Annotated in this window: 18 protein-coding genes; 11 read left to right on the top strand and 7 right to left on the bottom strand. The window is 60.6% G+C overall.

Annotated elements, in window-relative coordinates; genetic code table 11:
* The first annotated feature begins 60 nt into the window (after nucleotides 1-60).
* Nucleotides 61-1,122, top strand: a complete 1,062-nt coding sequence (locus FHX05_RS08865) for a succinylglutamate desuccinylase/aspartoacylase family protein (RefSeq protein ID WP_183871333.1) — start codon at nucleotides 61-63, stop codon at nucleotides 1,120-1,122.
* 288 nt (nucleotides 1,123-1,410) lie between these two features.
* Here FHX05_RS08865 and FHX05_RS08860 read toward each other — a convergent pair whose 3' ends face one another.
* Nucleotides 1,411-1,932, bottom strand: coding sequence for a MarR family transcriptional regulator (locus tag FHX05_RS08860; RefSeq protein ID WP_112609255.1), 522 nt, complete (start codon nucleotides 1,930-1,932; stop codon nucleotides 1,411-1,413).
* A 154-nt stretch (nucleotides 1,933-2,086) separates the two neighbouring features.
* Between FHX05_RS08860 and FHX05_RS08855 the strand changes: the two genes are divergently transcribed.
* The 3 genes from FHX05_RS08855 (at nucleotide 2,087) to FHX05_RS08845 (ending at nucleotide 4,275) form a co-directional block, all read left to right on the top strand.
* Nucleotides 2,087-2,443: an ArsC family reductase gene (locus tag FHX05_RS08855; RefSeq protein ID WP_183871332.1), complete on the top strand. Its 357-nt coding sequence runs from the start codon at nucleotides 2,087-2,089 to the stop codon at nucleotides 2,441-2,443.
* Nucleotides 2,444-2,452: 9 nt separating this feature from the next.
* Nucleotides 2,453-2,926: a Cys-tRNA(Pro) deacylase gene (gene ybaK / locus FHX05_RS08850; RefSeq protein ID WP_183871331.1), complete on the top strand. Its 474-nt coding sequence runs from the start codon at nucleotides 2,453-2,455 to the stop codon at nucleotides 2,924-2,926.
* 95 nt (nucleotides 2,927-3,021) lie between these two features.
* Nucleotides 3,022-4,275, top strand: coding sequence for an aminopeptidase (locus tag FHX05_RS08845; RefSeq protein WP_112609251.1), 1,254 nt, complete (start codon nucleotides 3,022-3,024; stop codon nucleotides 4,273-4,275).
* A gap of 75 nt (nucleotides 4,276-4,350) precedes the next feature.
* On the opposite strand, the gene FHX05_RS08840 is transcribed toward FHX05_RS08845, so the two are convergent.
* Nucleotides 4,351-4,941 carry an NAD(P)H-dependent oxidoreductase gene (locus FHX05_RS08840; protein WP_183871330.1) on the bottom strand — a complete coding sequence of 197 codons (591 nt, stop codon included), beginning with the start codon at nucleotides 4,939-4,941 and terminating at the stop codon, nucleotides 4,351-4,353.
* A complete protein-coding gene (xseA, locus tag FHX05_RS08835) occupies nucleotides 4,941-6,557 on the bottom strand; it encodes an exodeoxyribonuclease VII large subunit (RefSeq protein WP_183871329.1) in 1,617 nt (538 codons plus the stop codon). Before xseA ends, FHX05_RS08840 begins: the two co-directional genes overlap by 1 nt.
* A gap of 238 nt (nucleotides 6,558-6,795) precedes the next feature.
* Here xseA and FHX05_RS08830 point away from each other — a divergent pair, with 238 nt between their 5' ends.
* Nucleotides 6,796-7,023 carry a homogentisate export protein gene (locus FHX05_RS08830; RefSeq protein WP_112609245.1) on the top strand — a complete coding sequence of 76 codons (228 nt, stop codon included), beginning with the start codon at nucleotides 6,796-6,798 and terminating at the stop codon, nucleotides 7,021-7,023.
* A gap of 83 nt (nucleotides 7,024-7,106) precedes the next feature.
* Here the strand turns inward: FHX05_RS08830 and FHX05_RS08825 are convergent, their stop codons facing one another.
* A complete protein-coding gene (locus FHX05_RS08825; protein ID WP_183871328.1) occupies nucleotides 7,107-8,945 on the bottom strand; it encodes a hypothetical protein in 1,839 nt (612 codons plus the stop codon).
* A gap of 238 nt (nucleotides 8,946-9,183) precedes the next feature.
* Between FHX05_RS08825 and FHX05_RS08820 the strand changes: the two genes are divergently transcribed.
* Both FHX05_RS08820 and FHX05_RS08815 read left to right on the top strand, forming a co-directional pair.
* Complete coding sequence (locus FHX05_RS08820) at nucleotides 9,184-10,197, top strand: glycosyltransferase (protein ID WP_183871327.1); 1,014 nt, start codon at nucleotides 9,184-9,186, stop codon at nucleotides 10,195-10,197.
* Nucleotides 10,194-10,580: a GtrA family protein gene (locus tag FHX05_RS08815; protein WP_183713542.1), complete on the top strand. Its 387-nt coding sequence runs from the start codon at nucleotides 10,194-10,196 to the stop codon at nucleotides 10,578-10,580. Before FHX05_RS08820 ends, FHX05_RS08815 begins: the two co-directional genes overlap by 4 nt.
* A 65-nt stretch (nucleotides 10,581-10,645) precedes the next feature.
* Here the strand turns inward: FHX05_RS08815 and FHX05_RS08810 are convergent, their stop codons facing one another.
* Complete coding sequence (locus FHX05_RS08810) at nucleotides 10,646-11,632, bottom strand: Gfo/Idh/MocA family oxidoreductase (protein WP_183871326.1); 987 nt, start codon at nucleotides 11,630-11,632, stop codon at nucleotides 10,646-10,648.
* A gap of 272 nt (nucleotides 11,633-11,904) precedes the next feature.
* On the opposite strand from FHX05_RS08810, the gene FHX05_RS08805 reads away from it, so the two are divergent.
* Together FHX05_RS08805 and FHX05_RS08800 are read left to right on the top strand one after the other, a co-directional pair.
* The gene (locus FHX05_RS08805) at nucleotides 11,905-12,855 is read left to right on the top strand and encodes an aldo/keto reductase (RefSeq protein WP_112609237.1); all 951 of its coding nucleotides are present in this window, start codon (nucleotides 11,905-11,907) and stop codon (nucleotides 12,853-12,855) included.
* A 13-nt stretch (nucleotides 12,856-12,868) separates the two neighbouring features.
* Complete coding sequence (locus FHX05_RS08800; RefSeq protein WP_112609235.1) at nucleotides 12,869-13,312, top strand: GNAT family N-acetyltransferase; 444 nt, start codon at nucleotides 12,869-12,871, stop codon at nucleotides 13,310-13,312.
* On the opposite strand, the gene FHX05_RS08795 is transcribed toward FHX05_RS08800, so the two are convergent.
* Entirely contained in the window at nucleotides 13,302-13,919 is a 618-nt protein-coding gene (locus FHX05_RS08795) for a hypothetical protein (RefSeq protein ID WP_183871325.1), read from the bottom strand. The genes FHX05_RS08800 and FHX05_RS08795 overlap by 11 nt on opposite strands.
* A gap of 165 nt (nucleotides 13,920-14,084) precedes the next feature.
* Here FHX05_RS08795 and FHX05_RS08790 point away from each other — a divergent pair, with 165 nt between their 5' ends.
* Nucleotides 14,085-14,579: a ferritin-like domain-containing protein gene (locus tag FHX05_RS08790; RefSeq protein ID WP_112336778.1), complete on the top strand. Its 495-nt coding sequence runs from the start codon at nucleotides 14,085-14,087 to the stop codon at nucleotides 14,577-14,579.
* A gap of 54 nt (nucleotides 14,580-14,633) precedes the next feature.
* On the opposite strand, the gene FHX05_RS08785 is transcribed toward FHX05_RS08790, so the two are convergent.
* Complete coding sequence (locus FHX05_RS08785; RefSeq protein WP_112609231.1) at nucleotides 14,634-15,527, bottom strand: LysR family transcriptional regulator; 894 nt, start codon at nucleotides 15,525-15,527, stop codon at nucleotides 14,634-14,636.
* Nucleotides 15,528-15,656: 129 nt separating this feature from the next.
* On the opposite strand from FHX05_RS08785, the gene FHX05_RS08780 reads away from it, so the two are divergent.
* Nucleotides 15,657-16,652: an aldo/keto reductase gene (locus FHX05_RS08780; RefSeq protein ID WP_112609229.1), complete on the top strand. Its 996-nt coding sequence runs from the start codon at nucleotides 15,657-15,659 to the stop codon at nucleotides 16,650-16,652.
* Nucleotides 16,653-16,770 lie beyond the last annotated feature (118 nt).

Genomic DNA, 16,770 nt, shown 5'->3' with positions numbered 1-16,770 from the left:
TGCGGACCGCCTGCAGGGCTTGATATGGGTCTCTGATTATCATCAGCAGGAGGCCCGCCCATGAACGTCACCGAAATCGTCATCGAAGGCGACACTCCGGGGATCGCCTGGCGGCTCCCCGTCCTGCATTTTTCCGGCAACAAGACGGATACCCCGAAGATCTACATTCAGGCCGCATTGCATGCCGGCGAGCTGCCGGGCACGGCCTTGGTGCATTTCCTCTGCGAGCGACTTCGGAAAGCGGAAGCCGAAGGCGCTATTCTAAGCGATATCGTCGTGGTGCCGCATGCCAATCCGATCGGCGCGGCGCAATCGCATTTCGGCGAGATGCAAGGGCGCTTCGACTTGGGCTCGCGCACCAACTTCAACCGCGACTTTCCGCTGATCTCGCTGCGCGACCGCGATCTCCTCATCGAAAATCTGGAACGCTACCCCGCCGTCGACCGGCTGAAGCGCCAGCTGATCCATATGGCGCTCGGTGCCGATCTGGTGATCGATCTGCATTGCGATGACGAATCCCTGCAATATGCCTATATCGACGAGGCATTCTGGCCCGAAGCCGCCGATCTTGCCGCGGCGCTGAAGATGGATGCCGTGCTGCTGTCGGATGGCGAAAGCTCGGCCTTCGAGGAGGCCGTCAGCTTCGCCTGGAAATACGAAGTGCCGGGGGAAAAGAAGGCAAGGCTGCTGGGCAAGCTCTCTGTGACGGTCGAGTTGCGCGGCACCCGCGATGTCTATCCCGAGATGGCAAAGAACGATGCCGAAGGGCTCTGGCGCTTCCTGGCCGCGCGCGGCGCAGTCCGTGATGACAGCGTTGCACTTCCTGCATTCGATGGCCCGGCCGTGCCGCTCGACAATGTCGAGATGATCCGTGCCCCGCAGGCGGGCACCGTGCTCTTCCATCGCAATATCGGCGAGCGCGTTGAAGAAGGTGATCTGCTGGCAACGATCATCACCGCCCCGGGTATGCCGGATGGGACCATCGACGTCCGGGCGCCGCAAGCAGGTCTGATCGTCACCCGCGTATCGGATCGGCTGGTGCGCCGGCGCGGCGACCTAATGAAAATCGGCGCTGACAAGCCGAGTTCCGTCGCCCGCAAGCCGGGAACACTTGAGGATTGATTTTTCTTAGCGGCGATCGATCACCTTGCAGCGCATGGTGAAGGCGATCGCTGCTGATTCCCGTAGAAGAATGCCGAAGCGACCCACGCGATATGATGTGCTTGCAAGAGCAGCACGACAGATACCCATTAGCCGGGCAAGAATTGAACGATTTTCCATCACGATCATGCCTCCGATCGAATTGATGCAGGCAATGTTCAGATCATCGAAGGCGGGAACCATCGCCTTTCTAGATATATGTATGCAGTGTGCATATATATGATGAAGATGTCAAGACCCTACCCGCGCCTATGTCATGAAGGCAATCGGGCAGCGATCCTGGTCGCAGGCGCCCTGATCGCAAACGCGGCAGACCACGTCCTGGTCATCGCCGAGATCGACCAAGGCCGGCAGCAGTTTTTCGACGAGATGGCTGAACTGCACCGTCTCTTCCGGCCCGAGCACTGCGATGGCCCGCTGAATGACCGCACGGCGGGCGGCAAGGCTGCACTTGAAAAGCGCGCGCCCCCTCTCAGTGAGCTGCAGCGAGCGAGCGCGCTTATCGCCGTCGACACCGCCGGCCCGCACGACGAGATCGGATGCGACCAACTGGTCGACGAGGCGCACGGTGGCGGAATGGGAGAGCGCGATCATTCGACGCAAGGTCTCGATTGTCAGGCGAGGCTCAGTGCCGATTTGAACGATGGCGGCGATTGCGCTGGGGCCGAGGCCGGTTTCATCCGTGAAGGCCTTTTCCATCTTGTCCACGAGAGCGAGGCTCATGGCGCCGAAAAGATTCTCCAGCCGTAATATTTCCTTGTCCGTCGCCATGCTCCAACCCGCACCATAAATATGCACACTGCATATTTACAGGATGATGGGTGGCGACTGCAACGGAAGAGAGAACAGCTTCGCCCCGTGATCGGCTTTCGTCCGCCTTTGTTCGCATGGTATGCGCTATCAGACAGCAAGAGACGGATTCGACATGACGATCACCATTTACGGCATCAAGAACTGCGACACGATGAAGAAGGCCCGGACCTGGCTCGAGGGCCATGGCATCGCCTATGATTTCCACGACTACAAGACAGCCGGCATCGACCGAGATCATCTGGAGCGCTGGACGAAGGAAGCCGGTTGGGAAGTCGTGCTCAACCGCGCCGGCACGACCTTCAAGGCACTGCCGGACGCGGACAAGGCCGATCTGTCGAAGGAAAAGGCCATTGCGCTGATGCTGGCGCAACCTTCGATGATCAAACGCCCCGTGCTGGAAGCGGACGGAAAGTTGCTGGTGGGATTCAAGCCGCATATTTATGCAGCTGCATTCGGCAAGACAGCGTAGAGACAAGCCATGTCCAAAACCACCCGCGCCACGCAAGTACTGACCCAGGCGAAGGTCGCCTTCACAGTGCATGCCTATGATTACGATCCGAATGCGGAGCGTGTCGGCCTGCAGGCGGCGGAGGCGCTTGGAGAAGAGCCGCATCGCGTGCTGAAGACACTGATGGCTGAGGTGGACGGCAAGCCGGTCTGCGCCGTCGTGCCCTCCGACCACGAAGTCAGCATGAAGAAGCTCGCCGCAGCCTTCGGTGGCAAATCGGCCAGTATGATGAAGCCTGCAGATGCCGAGCGCCTGACGGGCTATCATGTCGGCGGCATCAGCCCCTTCGGCCAGAAGAAGCTCGTTCCCACAGCGATCGAAGCGCAGGCGATGACCGAGGCCTATGTCTATATCAACGGCGGCCAGCGTGGGCTGCAAGTGCGCCTCAGCCCTCAGGATGCGTTGGCTGCTCTCAAAGCCAAGGCCGCGCCCCTAATTGCCTGACGATCTTCAAGATCGGACATAGCGCCTTCAATTTCGCCGCAAACCGGTCTAAGTCTTCTGACCACTCCTTCGATAGCAAGCACGCAGGTTTTGCCATGACATCAGCCACCCCCAACCATCATCCCGTAGATCACGCCAAGCTGGAAAAGCTTGCGGAAGTAGCCGTAAGGGTCGGGTTGCAGCTACAGGCAGGCCAGGATCTGCTGATGACAGCGCCGGTCGCAGCGATGCCGCTGGTTCGGCTGATCACACGCGAAGCCTACAAGGCCGGCGCCGGCCTCGTCTCAACCTTCTATTCCGACGAAGAAACGACGCTTGCCCGCTATGAATACGGCCATGATGCGAGTTTCGACCGGGCCGCGACATGGCTCTATGAAGGCATGGCCAAGGCCTTCTCCAACAATACGGCACGCCTCGCGATTGCCGGCGACAATCCGATGCTCCTGTCTAACCAGGACCCCAACAAGGTCGCGCGTGCCAACCGCGCCAACTCGGCCGCCTATAAGCCGGCGCTCGAAAAGATCTCGAACTTCGACACCAACTGGAACATCGTCTCCTACCCGAACCCGTCCTGGGCAAAACTGGTTTTCCCGAACGACCCGGAGGCAATCGCAGTCGCCAAGCTCGCCAAGGCGATTTTTTCCGCCTCGCGCGTCGATGTTGAAGATCCGATCGCGGCCTGGGCCGAGCACAATGCCAATCTGCACAAGCGCTCGGCCTGGATGAACGGCCAGCGTTTTTCCGCCCTGCATTTCCAGGGACCGGGCACCGATCTGACAGTCGGTCTGGCAGACGGCCATGAATGGCACGGCGGCGCTTCCACCGCCAAGAACGGCATCACCTGCAACCCGAACATCCCGACGGAAGAGGTCTTCACCACGCCGCATGCGCTGCGCGTCGAAGGCCATGTTTCCTCCACCAAGCCGCTGTCGCATCAGGGCACCCTCATCGACAATATCCAGGTCCGCTTCGAAGGCGGCCGGATCATCGAGGCCAAGGCGACGCGCGGCGAGGAAGTGCTGAACAAGGTGCTCGACACCGACGAAGGCGCACGCCGGCTCGGCGAAGTGGCGCTGGTACCGCATTCCTCGCCGATTTCGGCGAGCGGCATCCTGTTCTACAACACGCTCTTCGACGAAAACGCCTCCTGCCACATCGCGCTTGGCCAGTGCTATTCCAAGTGCTTCATCGATGGCGCCAAGCTCAGCCAGGAACAGATCAAGGCGCAAGGCGGCAATTCCAGCCTGATCCACATCGACTGGATGATCGGCTCCGACAAGGTCGATATCGACGGCATCAATGCCGATGGCTCGCGCGTGCCCGTCATGCGCAAGGGCGAGTGGGCATAACCCGGTTCGGATATTCGAATGCGATCATGCCGCGGTATCTCTGCCGCGGCATCTTCTTTTGCAATGAATCGTGGATCAGATCGTCGCCAGCGCTCGCCTGACGCGTTCGAGATGCGCCTTGCGCCCGGCATCGGTCACGCGGTCCATATCATGCAGCGCCAGCATGCGGAAATTCAGCCGCTTGGCGCAGAAGGCGGCTATGCCGCGCTTCAATAGGCGCCGCACCGGATTGCCCATATAGAAATGCACGATCCACCAGGGCGAGCCAGTCGTCGTCAGCGCCCAGAACAGGCGGATATTGGTGAGCTTCGGCACGATACGCCCGCCGGCGGCATCGTGGGTGAAGGCAACACCGGGCGCAAAGGCGCGATCGAAGAAGCCCTTGAGGATCGCCGGGAAATTGAACCACCATTGCGGAAAGACGAGGATCAGTCCCTCCGCCGCCTGCAGCCGTGCGACCATGGCATCGACGCCAGAGGTATCATAGGGCTGGTCGAAATAGCCGCGCCGCTCGGCTTCAGATAGACATGGGTCGAAGCCTTCGCGATAGAGATCGAGCAGATCGACCTGGTGACCGCGAGCGACGAGCGTTTCCTGCGCAAGCTTGGCCACAGCGGCGGCAAAACTATCCTCCAGGGGATGAGCCAGCACCAGCAGGATGCGCATCAGAAGAGGCTTCCCTGCTTCGGTGGAGTGGCAGGTTCTGCCGGCTTGGTTGCCCGCTTCTTCGCAGGCGTAGCGCCTGATGACGTGGATGAAGACGAAGGCGGCGTGGCATCGTCGCCGGTGACCGCACCGATCCGGCCATCCGCGAATTCGATCGAAATGGCCGCACCCACCGAAAGTGCTGCCGCCAGCGAAACCGGGCGGTCATCCTCGTCGCGCACAACGGCATAGCCGCGCTTCAGAACATTCTTGTAGGAGAGCGACTGCAGGATGCGCTCCTGCGCCGTAAGTTCGCTGCGGGCGCGGGTCAGCTGATGACGGATGGCCGTATCGGCGTGACGGACGAGATTGCCGAGGCGATCACGCGCCCTGCCCGTCTGCGCTTCGAGGCGCGATGGCAAAGTGGCAAAGACGGCATCGGCTCGCTCGATGCGGGCACGCGACCGGTCGAGCATGCGCTCGATGGTCCGCTCGGCCCGAGTCATCCGTTCGCCCAATTGCTGGCGGCGCTCGGCGATCCGATTCGACAGAATATCGGGTCGGAGATGCGACGCCGTGCGCTCGAAGGAGCGGCGCTTGTTGAGCGTGTTCAGCTCCAGCCCGCGGCCAAGGCCGGCGGCCGCTTCGTCGAAGCGCCGGCGCGGCAGAGCGAGGATCTGGTCGAGGGAAGGCAAGGCGCGCAGCAGCGCGCGAACGGCCTGCCGCCGTTGATCCATCTGTCTCGTCATCCCCCCCTGCAGCCGGGCTGCAAGGCTTGCGAGTTGCGCCTCCAATTCGGCCCGAACAGGCACGGCCATTTCCGCCGCACCTGTCGGCGTCGGGGCGCGCACGTCGGCGGCATAGTCGATCAAGGTCCAGTCTGTCTCGTGGCCGACAGCCGAGATCAGCGGGATCTCACTCGCGGCTGCGGCGCGCACCACAGCCTCGTCGTTAAAACTCCAGAGATCCTCGAGGCTGCCGCCGCCGCGCGCGACAATCAGCACATCGGGGCGCGGGATCGGGCCGCCAGGCGCAAACTCGTTGAAGCCGCGTATGGCGTTGGCCACTTCATCGCCGGAGCCGTCGCCCTGCACCTTCACCGGCCAGACGAGGACGTGCACGGGAAAACGATCGGAGATGCGATGCAGGATATCGCGAATGACGGCGCCGGTCGGCGACGTCACGACGCCGATCACCTTGGGCATGAAAGGAAGCCTGCGCTTACGCTCGGGATCGAAGAGGCCTTCGGCACCGAGCTTGCGCTTGCGCTCCTCCAGCAATGCCATCAATGCGCCTGCCCCGGCAGGCTCCAAGGTTTCGATGACGATCTGGTATTTCGACGAGCCCGGGAAAGTCGTCACCTTGCCTGTTGCAATGACTTCCATTCCCTCTTCAGGGCGGAATTTCAGCTTGGAAAATGTGCCTTTCCAGATCACCGCATCGATACGCGCGCGATCATCCTTCAGCGAGAAATAGGCATGGCCGGAGGAATGCGGGCCGCGATAGCCGGAAATTTCACCGCGCACACGCACCTGGTCGAACGCATTCTCGACCGTGCGCTTGATCGATCCGGATAGTTCCGAGACGGAGTATTCCGTCAGGTTCGAGGGCGAATCATTCTCAAAAAAGCTGCTCATGTCCTCTTTCTAGCCGATGTCGCGGAAAATGCGGAGCCTTGCGCATACCGCTTAAGTTTGAATCGATCGAACGACAGGATTGTGCGCATACTTGAGGTACTGCCGCCTCCTTTGCATGTCCCACAAAGGGCGTGGAGCCTATTGCTTCATCAAGCGTTAACCTTACCGACAAAGCCTTTCTTAGCCATCCGCGCGTAAACCTGTGCAAACTGGTTCTTAGTAAAAAGGATATGGAGCGATGATATTCGTGACCGCCACGATCATCGGAATTGCCGCCGGCCTGCAGCGCTCGACGATCGGCGCCCTGCTCGGCGTGGCATTGGTGAGCATCGCCTTCATGGCGGCCGTTGCGATATCGATCGTTCCGCCGCCGCTGACGACATTGTTTATCGCGCTCGGCGGCTACAATCTCGGCTTTATCGGCTATCTCATGACCGCCGATATGCTGGAACAGCGCCGGGCTTAGACACAATATCAAGGAGTATTCTGCGGCTTCCCACTCGTAATGGCGTGGTTTGGAGATTCCGCGCAGAGCTGAACGGCTTCAGCTCAATTCTGCGGCGTGACGCGGAAGAACTGCACATCCGATTCCGCCGACGCCGCAATCGGCTCCAGATAAGCCGGGACATGCCCGGCGCTCAGCTGCGCATAAAGCCCCTTCGGCGCCCGCTCACTCACCAGCTCCACCTGCGGATCTCCCTTGCAGAAGGCGACAATCGTCACCTTTGCCTCACGCAAAAGCGCTTCTGCCTGTTGCGGCTCCGCAAGGCCAATAAGCAGCTCGGCCATCATTCCATCAGGATCGCGGTGATAGGGACCGGAGAGGGTGCGATGGGGGGTGAAGCGCAGAAGCGGCGCTCCCAGGTTGGAGGCCGCCGCGACCACCCCCGGCTCAAGATCGGCGATCGGTCGCAGGGCCTGCTGGGATATACAGTTGGCAGTCTCCTCCGCCTTGACTGGCGCCGCGACCATAAGACCATTGACGACCCCCTTGCTTGCAAGCGCGCCGCCCACGGCCCAAACGGCTGGGACGGAGGCTAATAACGTCCCCGCATAGAGCAGGATCGCACGCAGATTTTTGGGATCGGCCATGTAGTTTTTTCGCAATTCGGCGATCAGCAATGCCAGTGGCGGTATGGCCAGGAGATTGGCGAATTCTGTGCCGCGTACTTGCACCAGCGTGATCACCCAATTGATCGCCATCAGCGCCATCAGCATTGCATGGAGGCTCGATCGGGTGCCTCGCAGGATACGAAAGGCGCAGACGAGCATCGCCAGAAGACCCGTTGCGTAGAAGACGCCGAGCGTATCCGGCTGACGGTGGGCCACGGAGATAATCGATTGTGCCTCGGTCACTCTGCTGAGCCAGAAATCCACCAGCATGGGGTCCAGATCGGAAAGCGGATTGCGCAGGCATTGCGGCGCAAGTGCGACGGTTATCGCAAACACGAATGCACCGTTGACCGCGAGAATTGCAATACGCCAGGGCCGGGAGAGACGGCTGGCAAAAATGGACGACAGGAGAAGCCCGACGCAGCCTGCGCTGGTGATGCCGTAAAAGCCGAGCGAGAGATTGTCGCATGTGACCATCGAGTAAAGACGCGGCGGCACCAGCGAGAAGAAGGCGGCGCTGACGGCGATCGTCAGGGTCAGGGCAAAGGCCTTGGCAGCGGGTGCGAATATCTCGCCTTTCCAGGCCCACAAACAGGCAACCGACATGCAGGCGACGGCGACAAAGGGCGTTGTCTCCGCGCCGATACCCAGCTGGATGGCAAGGGCGATAGCAGCAATGGCGAAATTGCGAGGGCGATAGTTTTCGTCGACGAGCATTGCGACGGTAAGCGCGACGAGGCCGAGCTGAACATTGTCGTGATCGATGGACCCTGGCACGAAACGCGGCGAAAGCAGGACGAACAGCGCCGTCAGGATCAGCGAGAAGTGCATGCCCTCCACGCCGGCGATGCGCCGACCTGCAAGACCCATGAAGAACATCAACGGCAGGACGAGCATGAGGGGCCATACCGTCAGCGCGGCCGCCTCGGCGCCTTCCGGTGAAAGGAACATCCGGAAGAAGAGGATGAGGCTTGCGATCGGCAGATCGATGAAGCGCGACCAGTGCATCAGCGTCCCGCCCGCAAGGCCGAGACGGTACTGCATCATGTCGAACCAGCCCTGGCCGGCGAGAAAATCCCGCACTTCGACAAGGCGCATGGCGTCGTCATTATCAGGCCCGACATAGTCTGCGAGGTTGCGATGAATGATGAGCTGCGCGACGATGACGATGGCGGCATAGACGAGCGCAGCGAGAGCAGGATGAGACCAGCGCAGGGGTGCCTTCTTCTCTGCCGTTCCGGTTGCCTCGGGCGGCATTGCCAGCGTTTGCGCCATCTCGATAAACCTCATGTTGGAAGGATAGTCGGGGCGATACGCTAACGGTTGCCGATCAAAAAAAAGTAAAGCCGCTGCCTACAGCCGCTTTTATCACGATAATGTTTTTCGCAGCGCCGGTATCCCGCCTTTTTATTGGGCAGTCATAGGGTCTTATTAACAGCCAGCGGGATAAGCTCTCGCCCGGATCGTCAATCGGGCCTCGACTTGACTTCACACGCAGCAACCGGCCAAGACCATGTCGAATGAGAAGCTGAATATCGCCGTCCTCCTGCCCTGCTACAATGAAGCCGCAACGATCGGCGAGGTCGTGCGCGGCTTCCGCAAGGCGCTGCCGCAGGCCGCGATCTATGTCTACGACAATAATTCGACGGACGGCACCGCGCTGCATGCCATGCTTGCCGGCGCGACCGTCGTGCGCGAGCGTCGGCAAGGCAAGGGGCATGTAGTGCGCCGCATGTTCGCCGATATCGAAGCCGACATCTACCTGATGGCCGACGGCGACGGCACCTATGCGCCCGAGGACGGAGAAGAGCTGATCCGCACGCTGCTGACCGAGGGATCCGACATGGTGGTCGGCACCCGCCGCAACGTTCGCAACGACGCAGGCCGGCAGGGCCATGCCTTCGGCAACCGCATTTTCAACTGGCTCTATCGCAGCATCTTCGGCGCCGATTTCACCGATATATTTTCCGGCTACCGCTGCTTCTCGCGGCGTTTCGTCAAGAGCTTTCCTGCCGTGTCTGGCGGTTTCGAGATCGAGACGGAAATGTCGGTTCATGCCTCCAGGCTGAAGCTGCCCGTCAGCGAGCTGGAACTCGATTACGGTCGGCGGCCGGAAGGCTCTCATTCGAAGCTTTCGACCTTCCGCGACGGTGGCAAGATCCTCTGGATGTTTGCGATGCTGATGAAGGAAACGCGGCCTTTCGCCTTTTTCGGCATCCTGAGCGCCGTCGCCATGGAGCTCAGCATTGGTTTCTCCATTCCGGTCTTCATCGAATATTTCGAAACCGGACAGGTCTTGCGCATGCCGAGTTGGATGCTCTCCCTAGCGCTGACAATGATCGCCTTCATGCTGTTCACAGCCGGTATCATCCTCGATTCCGTGGCGCGCGCCCGCGCCGAACAGTTGCGCATTCACTATATGAGCCTGCCCAGGCCCTCCTCGCGCGAAAGCGAAGATGACAGGACGGTTTACATGGCTGAGATCGACAAGCCGGCAAGTCGGAAGAAAAGGGCCAAGGCTGCATGAAGAAGCTCTTTCGCTTCCTGATCGCTGGCGGTGTCGGCTTCGTGGTCGATGCGGGCGTGCTGCATCTGTTGCTCTGGTTCACGCCCTTCGGCCCCTTCGTCGGCCGCGCCATATCGATCCCGAGCGCGCTGCTTGCCACTTGGGTACTCAACCGCAACTTCACCTTCGGCCGATCCGACCGCTCGCTTGCAGCGGAGGGCTTCCGCTACGGCTCGGTCGGGCTGACCTCGGCTCTGCTGAACTACACCCTCTTCAGCTCGCTGCTGATGACCGAGCCGTCATTGCGGCCGATCATCGCGCTGACGCTGGCATCGGCGGCGGCAACGGCATTCAGCTTCTTCGGCTATTCGCGCTTCGTCTTCCGCCACCGGCAAAATTCCTGAAGCAATTCCAGGAAAAGTGTCCAGCGGTTTTCCGTCCGGAATTACGTCAGAAAATAAGGAAACCCTCAGACCGGTTCCCAGCCGTCCTTCTCGCTGGCGCGGTAGATGGCGTCGATGACCTTCTGGTTGAGCTTCGAACTTTCCAGCGACACGACCTCGGCGCCTTGACCAAGCGCGGCGGAGGCGAAAGCTTCAGCCTCGCGCCTGTATTGGCGGCTGTCGGGGAAACGGAAAACCTGCGATTCCGAATGGCCGCGATTGGTCAACTCCAGCTCTTCAGCACCATAGCGATCGGCATTGAAGGGCGACTTCACCTCGATGAAACCCTCGGTGCCATGGAAGACCATGACCTGGCGGTTGGCCATCTGCGTTGAGATGTAGAAGCTCAGTTCGAAGTCACCGAAATCAGCCTTGACGCTGGAATAAATGTCGGTGCCGAATTCCGGGTCGCGCTCAGTGACGGCCTGAATGCGCAGGGGTTCGCGACCGGTGACGAAACGGGTGCTGATCGTCGGATAGACACCGATGTCAGGCAGGCCGCCGCCGCCGAGCGCAGGGATATTGCGCATGTTGCCGGCGTCGCGGTTGAAATAGGTGAAGGCGCCCTGGATGTGGCGCAGGCGGCCAATGGCACCATCGGCGAGCAGCGAGCGAACCTTCCGCCAGACCGGCGCATAGGTAACCATATAGGCTTCCGTCACCAGCACCTTGTTGCGGTCGCGCGCGGCGATCAAGCTGTCGATTTCATCCGCCTTGAGGGCGATCGGCTTTTCGCAGAGCACGTGCTTGCCGGCATCGGCAGCCTTGATCGTCCATTCGACGTGCTGAGAAGTCGGCAACGGGATATAGACGGCGTCGATCGCATCGGAGGCGAGCATCTCCTCATAGGAGCCAAAAGCATGCGGCACGGAGAAGCGGTCTGCCATCTGCCGAGCACGGGCGAGATCGCGGCTGGCAATGGCAGTCACGACGCAGTTTTCCGCATCCTGGATGGCCGGCACCACCAGATCGCGACCGATCTTGGCCGTCGACAGAATTCCGAAACGCAGCATGATCTCTCTCCTTAAGCATCGCATTCCAGACGCTGGCCGCGCCACAGGAACCGGTAAAATCGAAAATCAGAGCTGGCGACTCGACGCCGCAGCAGCGGCGCTGACCTTAAGCGGCGGTCGCAACGGGCGCAACGCTGTTCGGCTAAGTGTCTTTCGCCCATAAATAAAGAAATCGTTAGTGGTCTTTGTCGGCAAAGGTCGTTAGCCTGCGCTGTCCCTTCGCGCCGGCGCCTGCTCGCCGAGCTGCCCCTCAAGTGATTTGGAGTGATATCATGGACATGCGCAAGCTTGGACGAACCGATCTGTTTGTCGCCCCCATTGTTTTCGGCGGAAATGTCTTCGGCTGGACGGCCGATGAGAAAACCTCCTACGCACTGCTCGACGCCTTCTTCGATGCCGGCTTCAACACGATCGACACGGCCGATGTCTATTCCCGCTGGGTTCCCGGCAATAAGGGCGGCGATTCCGAAGAGATTATCGGCAAGTGGTTGAAGCAGAGCCGCGTTTCGCGCGACAAGGCCATCATCATCACCAAGGTCGGATCGGAGATGGGGCCGGGCAAGAAGGGCCTCAAGGCCGACTACATCATCGAGGCGGCGGAAGCCTCGCTGAAGCGGCTGCAGACCGATCACATCGACCTTTATCTCTCGCACTGGCCGGATCCCGAGACGCCGCATGAGGAATCGCTTGCCGCCTATGCCAAGCTGAAGGAACAGGGCAAGATCCGCCATGTCGGCTGCTCGAACCTCGACGCGACGCAGCTCCAGGCTTCGCTCGATGCTGCCGCCAAGGCCGGCCTGCCGCGCTACGACGTGCTCCAGCCCGAATATAACCTCTACGCCCGCGACAGCTTCGAGGGGCCGCTGGCGGATCTTTGCGTCAGGGAAGACATCGGCGTCATCACCTATTTCAGCCTCGCGGCCGGCTTCCTGACCGGCAAGTACCGCACCAAGGCGGATACGGAGGGACGGGCACGCGAGAACCGGGTTGCCGCCTATCTCGACGACAAGGGCCTGCGGATTCTCGCAGCGCTCGACAAGGTCACGGCCGAAACCGGCGCGAAGCCCGCCGAGATCGCGCTTGCCTGGCTCTTGCGCAAGCGTGGCGTTACCGCCCCGATCGCCAGTGCGACCAGCCTCAGCCAGCTAGACGCGCTCATCAATTCGGCGAAGCTTTCGCTTTCCGATGACGCCATGCGCCTGCTCGACGCAGCCGGCGAATAAGAGAGACAAGCCAATGACCGTGACGATCCGAGACGCCAGACCCGACGATGAAGCGCGCTGGCGCGCGCTATGGAACGGCTATCTGGCCTTCTACGGCGTCACCGTCGCGCCCGACATCACCGATGCGACGTGGCGCCGGGTCTTCGATCCGGCGTCGGCGATCTTCATGCGCGTGGCCGAAGTCGATGGCGAGGTAAAGGGCTTTACCCTCAGCCTCACGCATGAAGGCACATGGGTGCGCGCACCCGATTGCTATCTGGAAGACCTGTTCGTCGATGAAAGTGCCAGGGGCCACGGCGTCGGCCGGGCGCTGCTCGACGATCTCGTCGCGCTGTGCAAGAAAAACGGCTGGGCACGGCTTTACTGGCACACAGAAGAAGGAAATGCGACCGCCCGCAAGCTCTATGACAGCTACGTTAAGAGCGACGGGCATATTCGCTATCGCATCAGCTTCTAAGTTTGGGAAAGCCCTCATAATGGGCGGAATGGTCGCCCTCCCAGTTGGCCATGCCTGGCTTGGTCAGCATGCCACGTGGGCTGACATAGCTCTGGATGGTTCGCTTGGGCCGCTCGTGCCACTGGATGTTGAAGGCCCAGAGCTTCGGGAAGAAGCAGAGCGAGGCGTAGGGCAGATGATCGTGGATCCACCAGGCGAGTTTCTGCCAATCGCCTTCGTGGCTATGGTGATCGATCAGCCAGGGCACGACGATGCAGACGGCCGCCCCCATGCAGCCGTCGAGATCGCGCATATCCCAGATGTGGTGCGCGGCGGTATGGGGATTGGTCGAGCAGTTCAGCCCGTTCCGGTTGCCGAAGGCATTGACCTCCGGCGAGCGATAGCCCGAGCGGATATGTAGCCGGCCAAAGGTCGCCTCCAGCGGCTCCAGCAATTCCCCGCAAAGATGGCGTCCGGCCTCGATTGCCAGATCGGGATCCTCCGGAATATTGGGGATGCGATAGAAATCTGATATTTCCGAATGCAGGAAATCGCGAAAGAAGAAGTTCTTCGATAGCCTGACGCGGCCGAGATCCTCAAGCCCCTCCATCGATCCCGGTTTTCTCATCGCTTGAAAAGCCTCCTCGCCATCGCTGCATTTCAGCCGACTTTAAACCGGATCGCCACCCGAATCCGTCAGCAACGGGAACAATTCGACCCGCGCCGACTTTCGTAAGGGCCGCTGACTGCGGCAAGCCCTTGAAAATCGGGTTCCCGAATATGGAGAGAAACAATGCCGAAGGAAAAAACGCTGGAAGATCTTTTCTACGACACGCTGAAAGACATCTACTATGCCGAAAGGCAGATCGTGCGGGCATTGCCCAAGATGGCGCGCGAGGCACAATCGCCGGATCTGAAGGCCGGCTTCGAAAAGCATCTGCAGGAAACCGAAGGCCATGTCGAACGCCTGCAGCAGATCTTCGACCTGATCGGCAAGCGCGCCCAGGGCAAGACCTGCGAAGCCATCCAGGGGATCATTGCCGAAGGCGAGGAGATCATCGAGGAATTCAAGGGAACGCCGGCTCTCGATGCCGGATTGATATCGGCGGCGCAGGCCGTCGAGCACTATGAGATCGCCCGCTACGGAACGTTGCGCACCTGGGCGAACACGCTCGGCCAGAAGAAAGTCGTCGAACTGCTCGACCAGACGCTGCAGGAAGAGGGAAATGCCGACAAGAACCTCTCGAAGCTGGCAATGACCGCAGCCAACCAGAAGGCCGCAGCCTGACATCGCTTGCCTGCCCCAAGGATGGGGCGGCGGACCGGTCCCCACCGCCGCCCCTCACGGTCCCGTATATTTGAAGAAGTCGATGAAGGCCCTGAGCGCCGGGCGCATCTGGCGGCGGCTCGGATAATAGATGCAGAAGCCGGGATAGGGCGGGCACCAATCCTCCAACACGCGGATGAGCTTGCCCTCGGCCAGTTCCTGCTGCACGCGGATATCGAACAGATAAGCAAGGCCGGCACCGTTGACAGCCGCCAGAACCCCGAGCCTATCCTCGATGACGATCAGTGGGCCATCGACGGCAACGACAAGCTCGTGGCCATCCTTCTCGAATTCCCAGCGATAGATCGAGCCATCGGTGAACCGCCGCTTGATGCAGCGGTGATGAACGAGGTCGCGGGGATGCAGAGGCTTCGGATTTTTCTCGAAATAGGCCGGCGACCCGGCGATGACGGTGCGGATGTCAGGCGAGACCTTGACCGCGATCATGTCGCCTTCGATGCTCTCCGCCAGCCGGATGCCGGCATCATAGCCCTCCTTGACGATGTTGCTGAAACCATCCTCGTTGGCAATCTCCAGCGTGATGTCCGGGTAGGTATTAAGGAAGTCGCCAAGCCGTGGCGCCATCAGGAGATCGGAGGCAAAACGCGGGGCAGTGATGCGCAGCGTCCCCGCCGGGCGGCCACGGGTCGCAAGCGTATCCTCCAATGCAATATCGATTTCCTCCAGAGCCGGCGCCAGCCTTTGAAGCAGCGCCTGACCTTCCTCGGTCGGCAATACGCTGCGCGTGGTACGGGCAAGCAGCCGCACGCCGAGGCTTTCCTCGAGGCTGGACACGGCATGGCTGACCGCAGACGGCGCGATCGACAGTTCCTTGCCGGCAGCGCGGAAGCTGCGATGGGCGGCGACGGCGGCAAAAACCGCGAGTTGGGAGAGCTGTGTCCGGTTCATTGATCTAAATTATAGAACAGCCTGTAAGAATTTGCATGGATTTTCATTCATTATCCAGAGCCCTACCTTGGGCTCGTAGGCAGAGGACACAAACCCTGCCGCTCCCATACGTCTCAAGAGGAACACACCATGAAAACCCGCAGGCTTGGCAAGGATCTCACCGTTTCTGCCGTTGGACTTGGCTGCATGGGCATGAGCTTTGCCTATGGCGCCGCTGACGAAGCCGAATCCGTCAAGACGCTCCATCGCGCTGTCGATCTCGGCGTTACCTTTTTCGACACCGCCGAAACCTATGGCCCATTTACCAACGAGGAGCTGCTCGGCCGGGCACTGAAGCCTGTGCGCGACCGCGTTGTCATCGCCACCAAATTCGGTTTCAAGCTCGATCACACGAAATCGGGCCCCGCCGCCATGATCGGCGTCGATAGCCGGCCCGAGCATGTCAAGGAAGTTGCCGAAGCCTCCCTCAAGCGACTTGGCACCGATGTCATCGACCTCTACTACCAGCATCGCGTCGATCCGAATGTGCCGATCGAAGATACGGTCGGCGCCATGGCCGAGCTGGTGCGGGAGGGCAAGGTGCGTGCACTCGGCCTTTCCGAAGCAGGCTCCGCCACCATCCGCCGCGCCCATGCCGTACATCCGATCGCCGCCGTGCAGAGCGAATATTCGCTTTGGAGCCGCGATCCGGAAGAAGAAGTGCTTGCCACCTGCCGCGAACTCGGCATCGGCTTCGTGCCCTATAGCCCGCTCGGCCGCGGCTTCCTGACCGGTGCCATCCAAAAGGCGGACGATCTTGCCGCCGACGATTTCCGCCGTTCGCTTCCACGTTTCCAGAGCGAGAATTTCGATGCCAACGCGGCGCTTGTCGCCAGATTGCAGGCGCTCGCCGAGGAAAAGGGCGTCACCGCGGCACAACTGGCGCTCGCATGGGTGCTGCACCAGGGTGACGACATCGTGCCGATCCCCGGCGCCCGCAAGCTGCATCATCTCGAGCAGAACGCCGCGGCTGCCGATATCGTTCTTTCAGCACAGGAGGTGAAGGAACTCGGTGATATCATCACGCCCGAGACCGTCACTGGAAAGCGGTATTCGGATGCCGCATTGGCGATGACGAATATATGACAAATGGGCCGCCTCTTCCGCCCAAGCGACGACATCGGCCATAAAGGCCGATGTTATTTTGGGACCGTAAAGAAAATTGAAGCATCCTCAAGGGATTGGCCGAACATGCAAATTGCCT

The sequence above is a fragment of the Rhizobium sp. BK491 genome, from assembly GCF_014194925.1.
In the GTDB taxonomy this organism is placed as follows: domain Bacteria; phylum Pseudomonadota; class Alphaproteobacteria; order Rhizobiales; family Rhizobiaceae; genus Rhizobium.
This window is presented reverse-complemented; position numbering and strand designations above follow the sequence as displayed.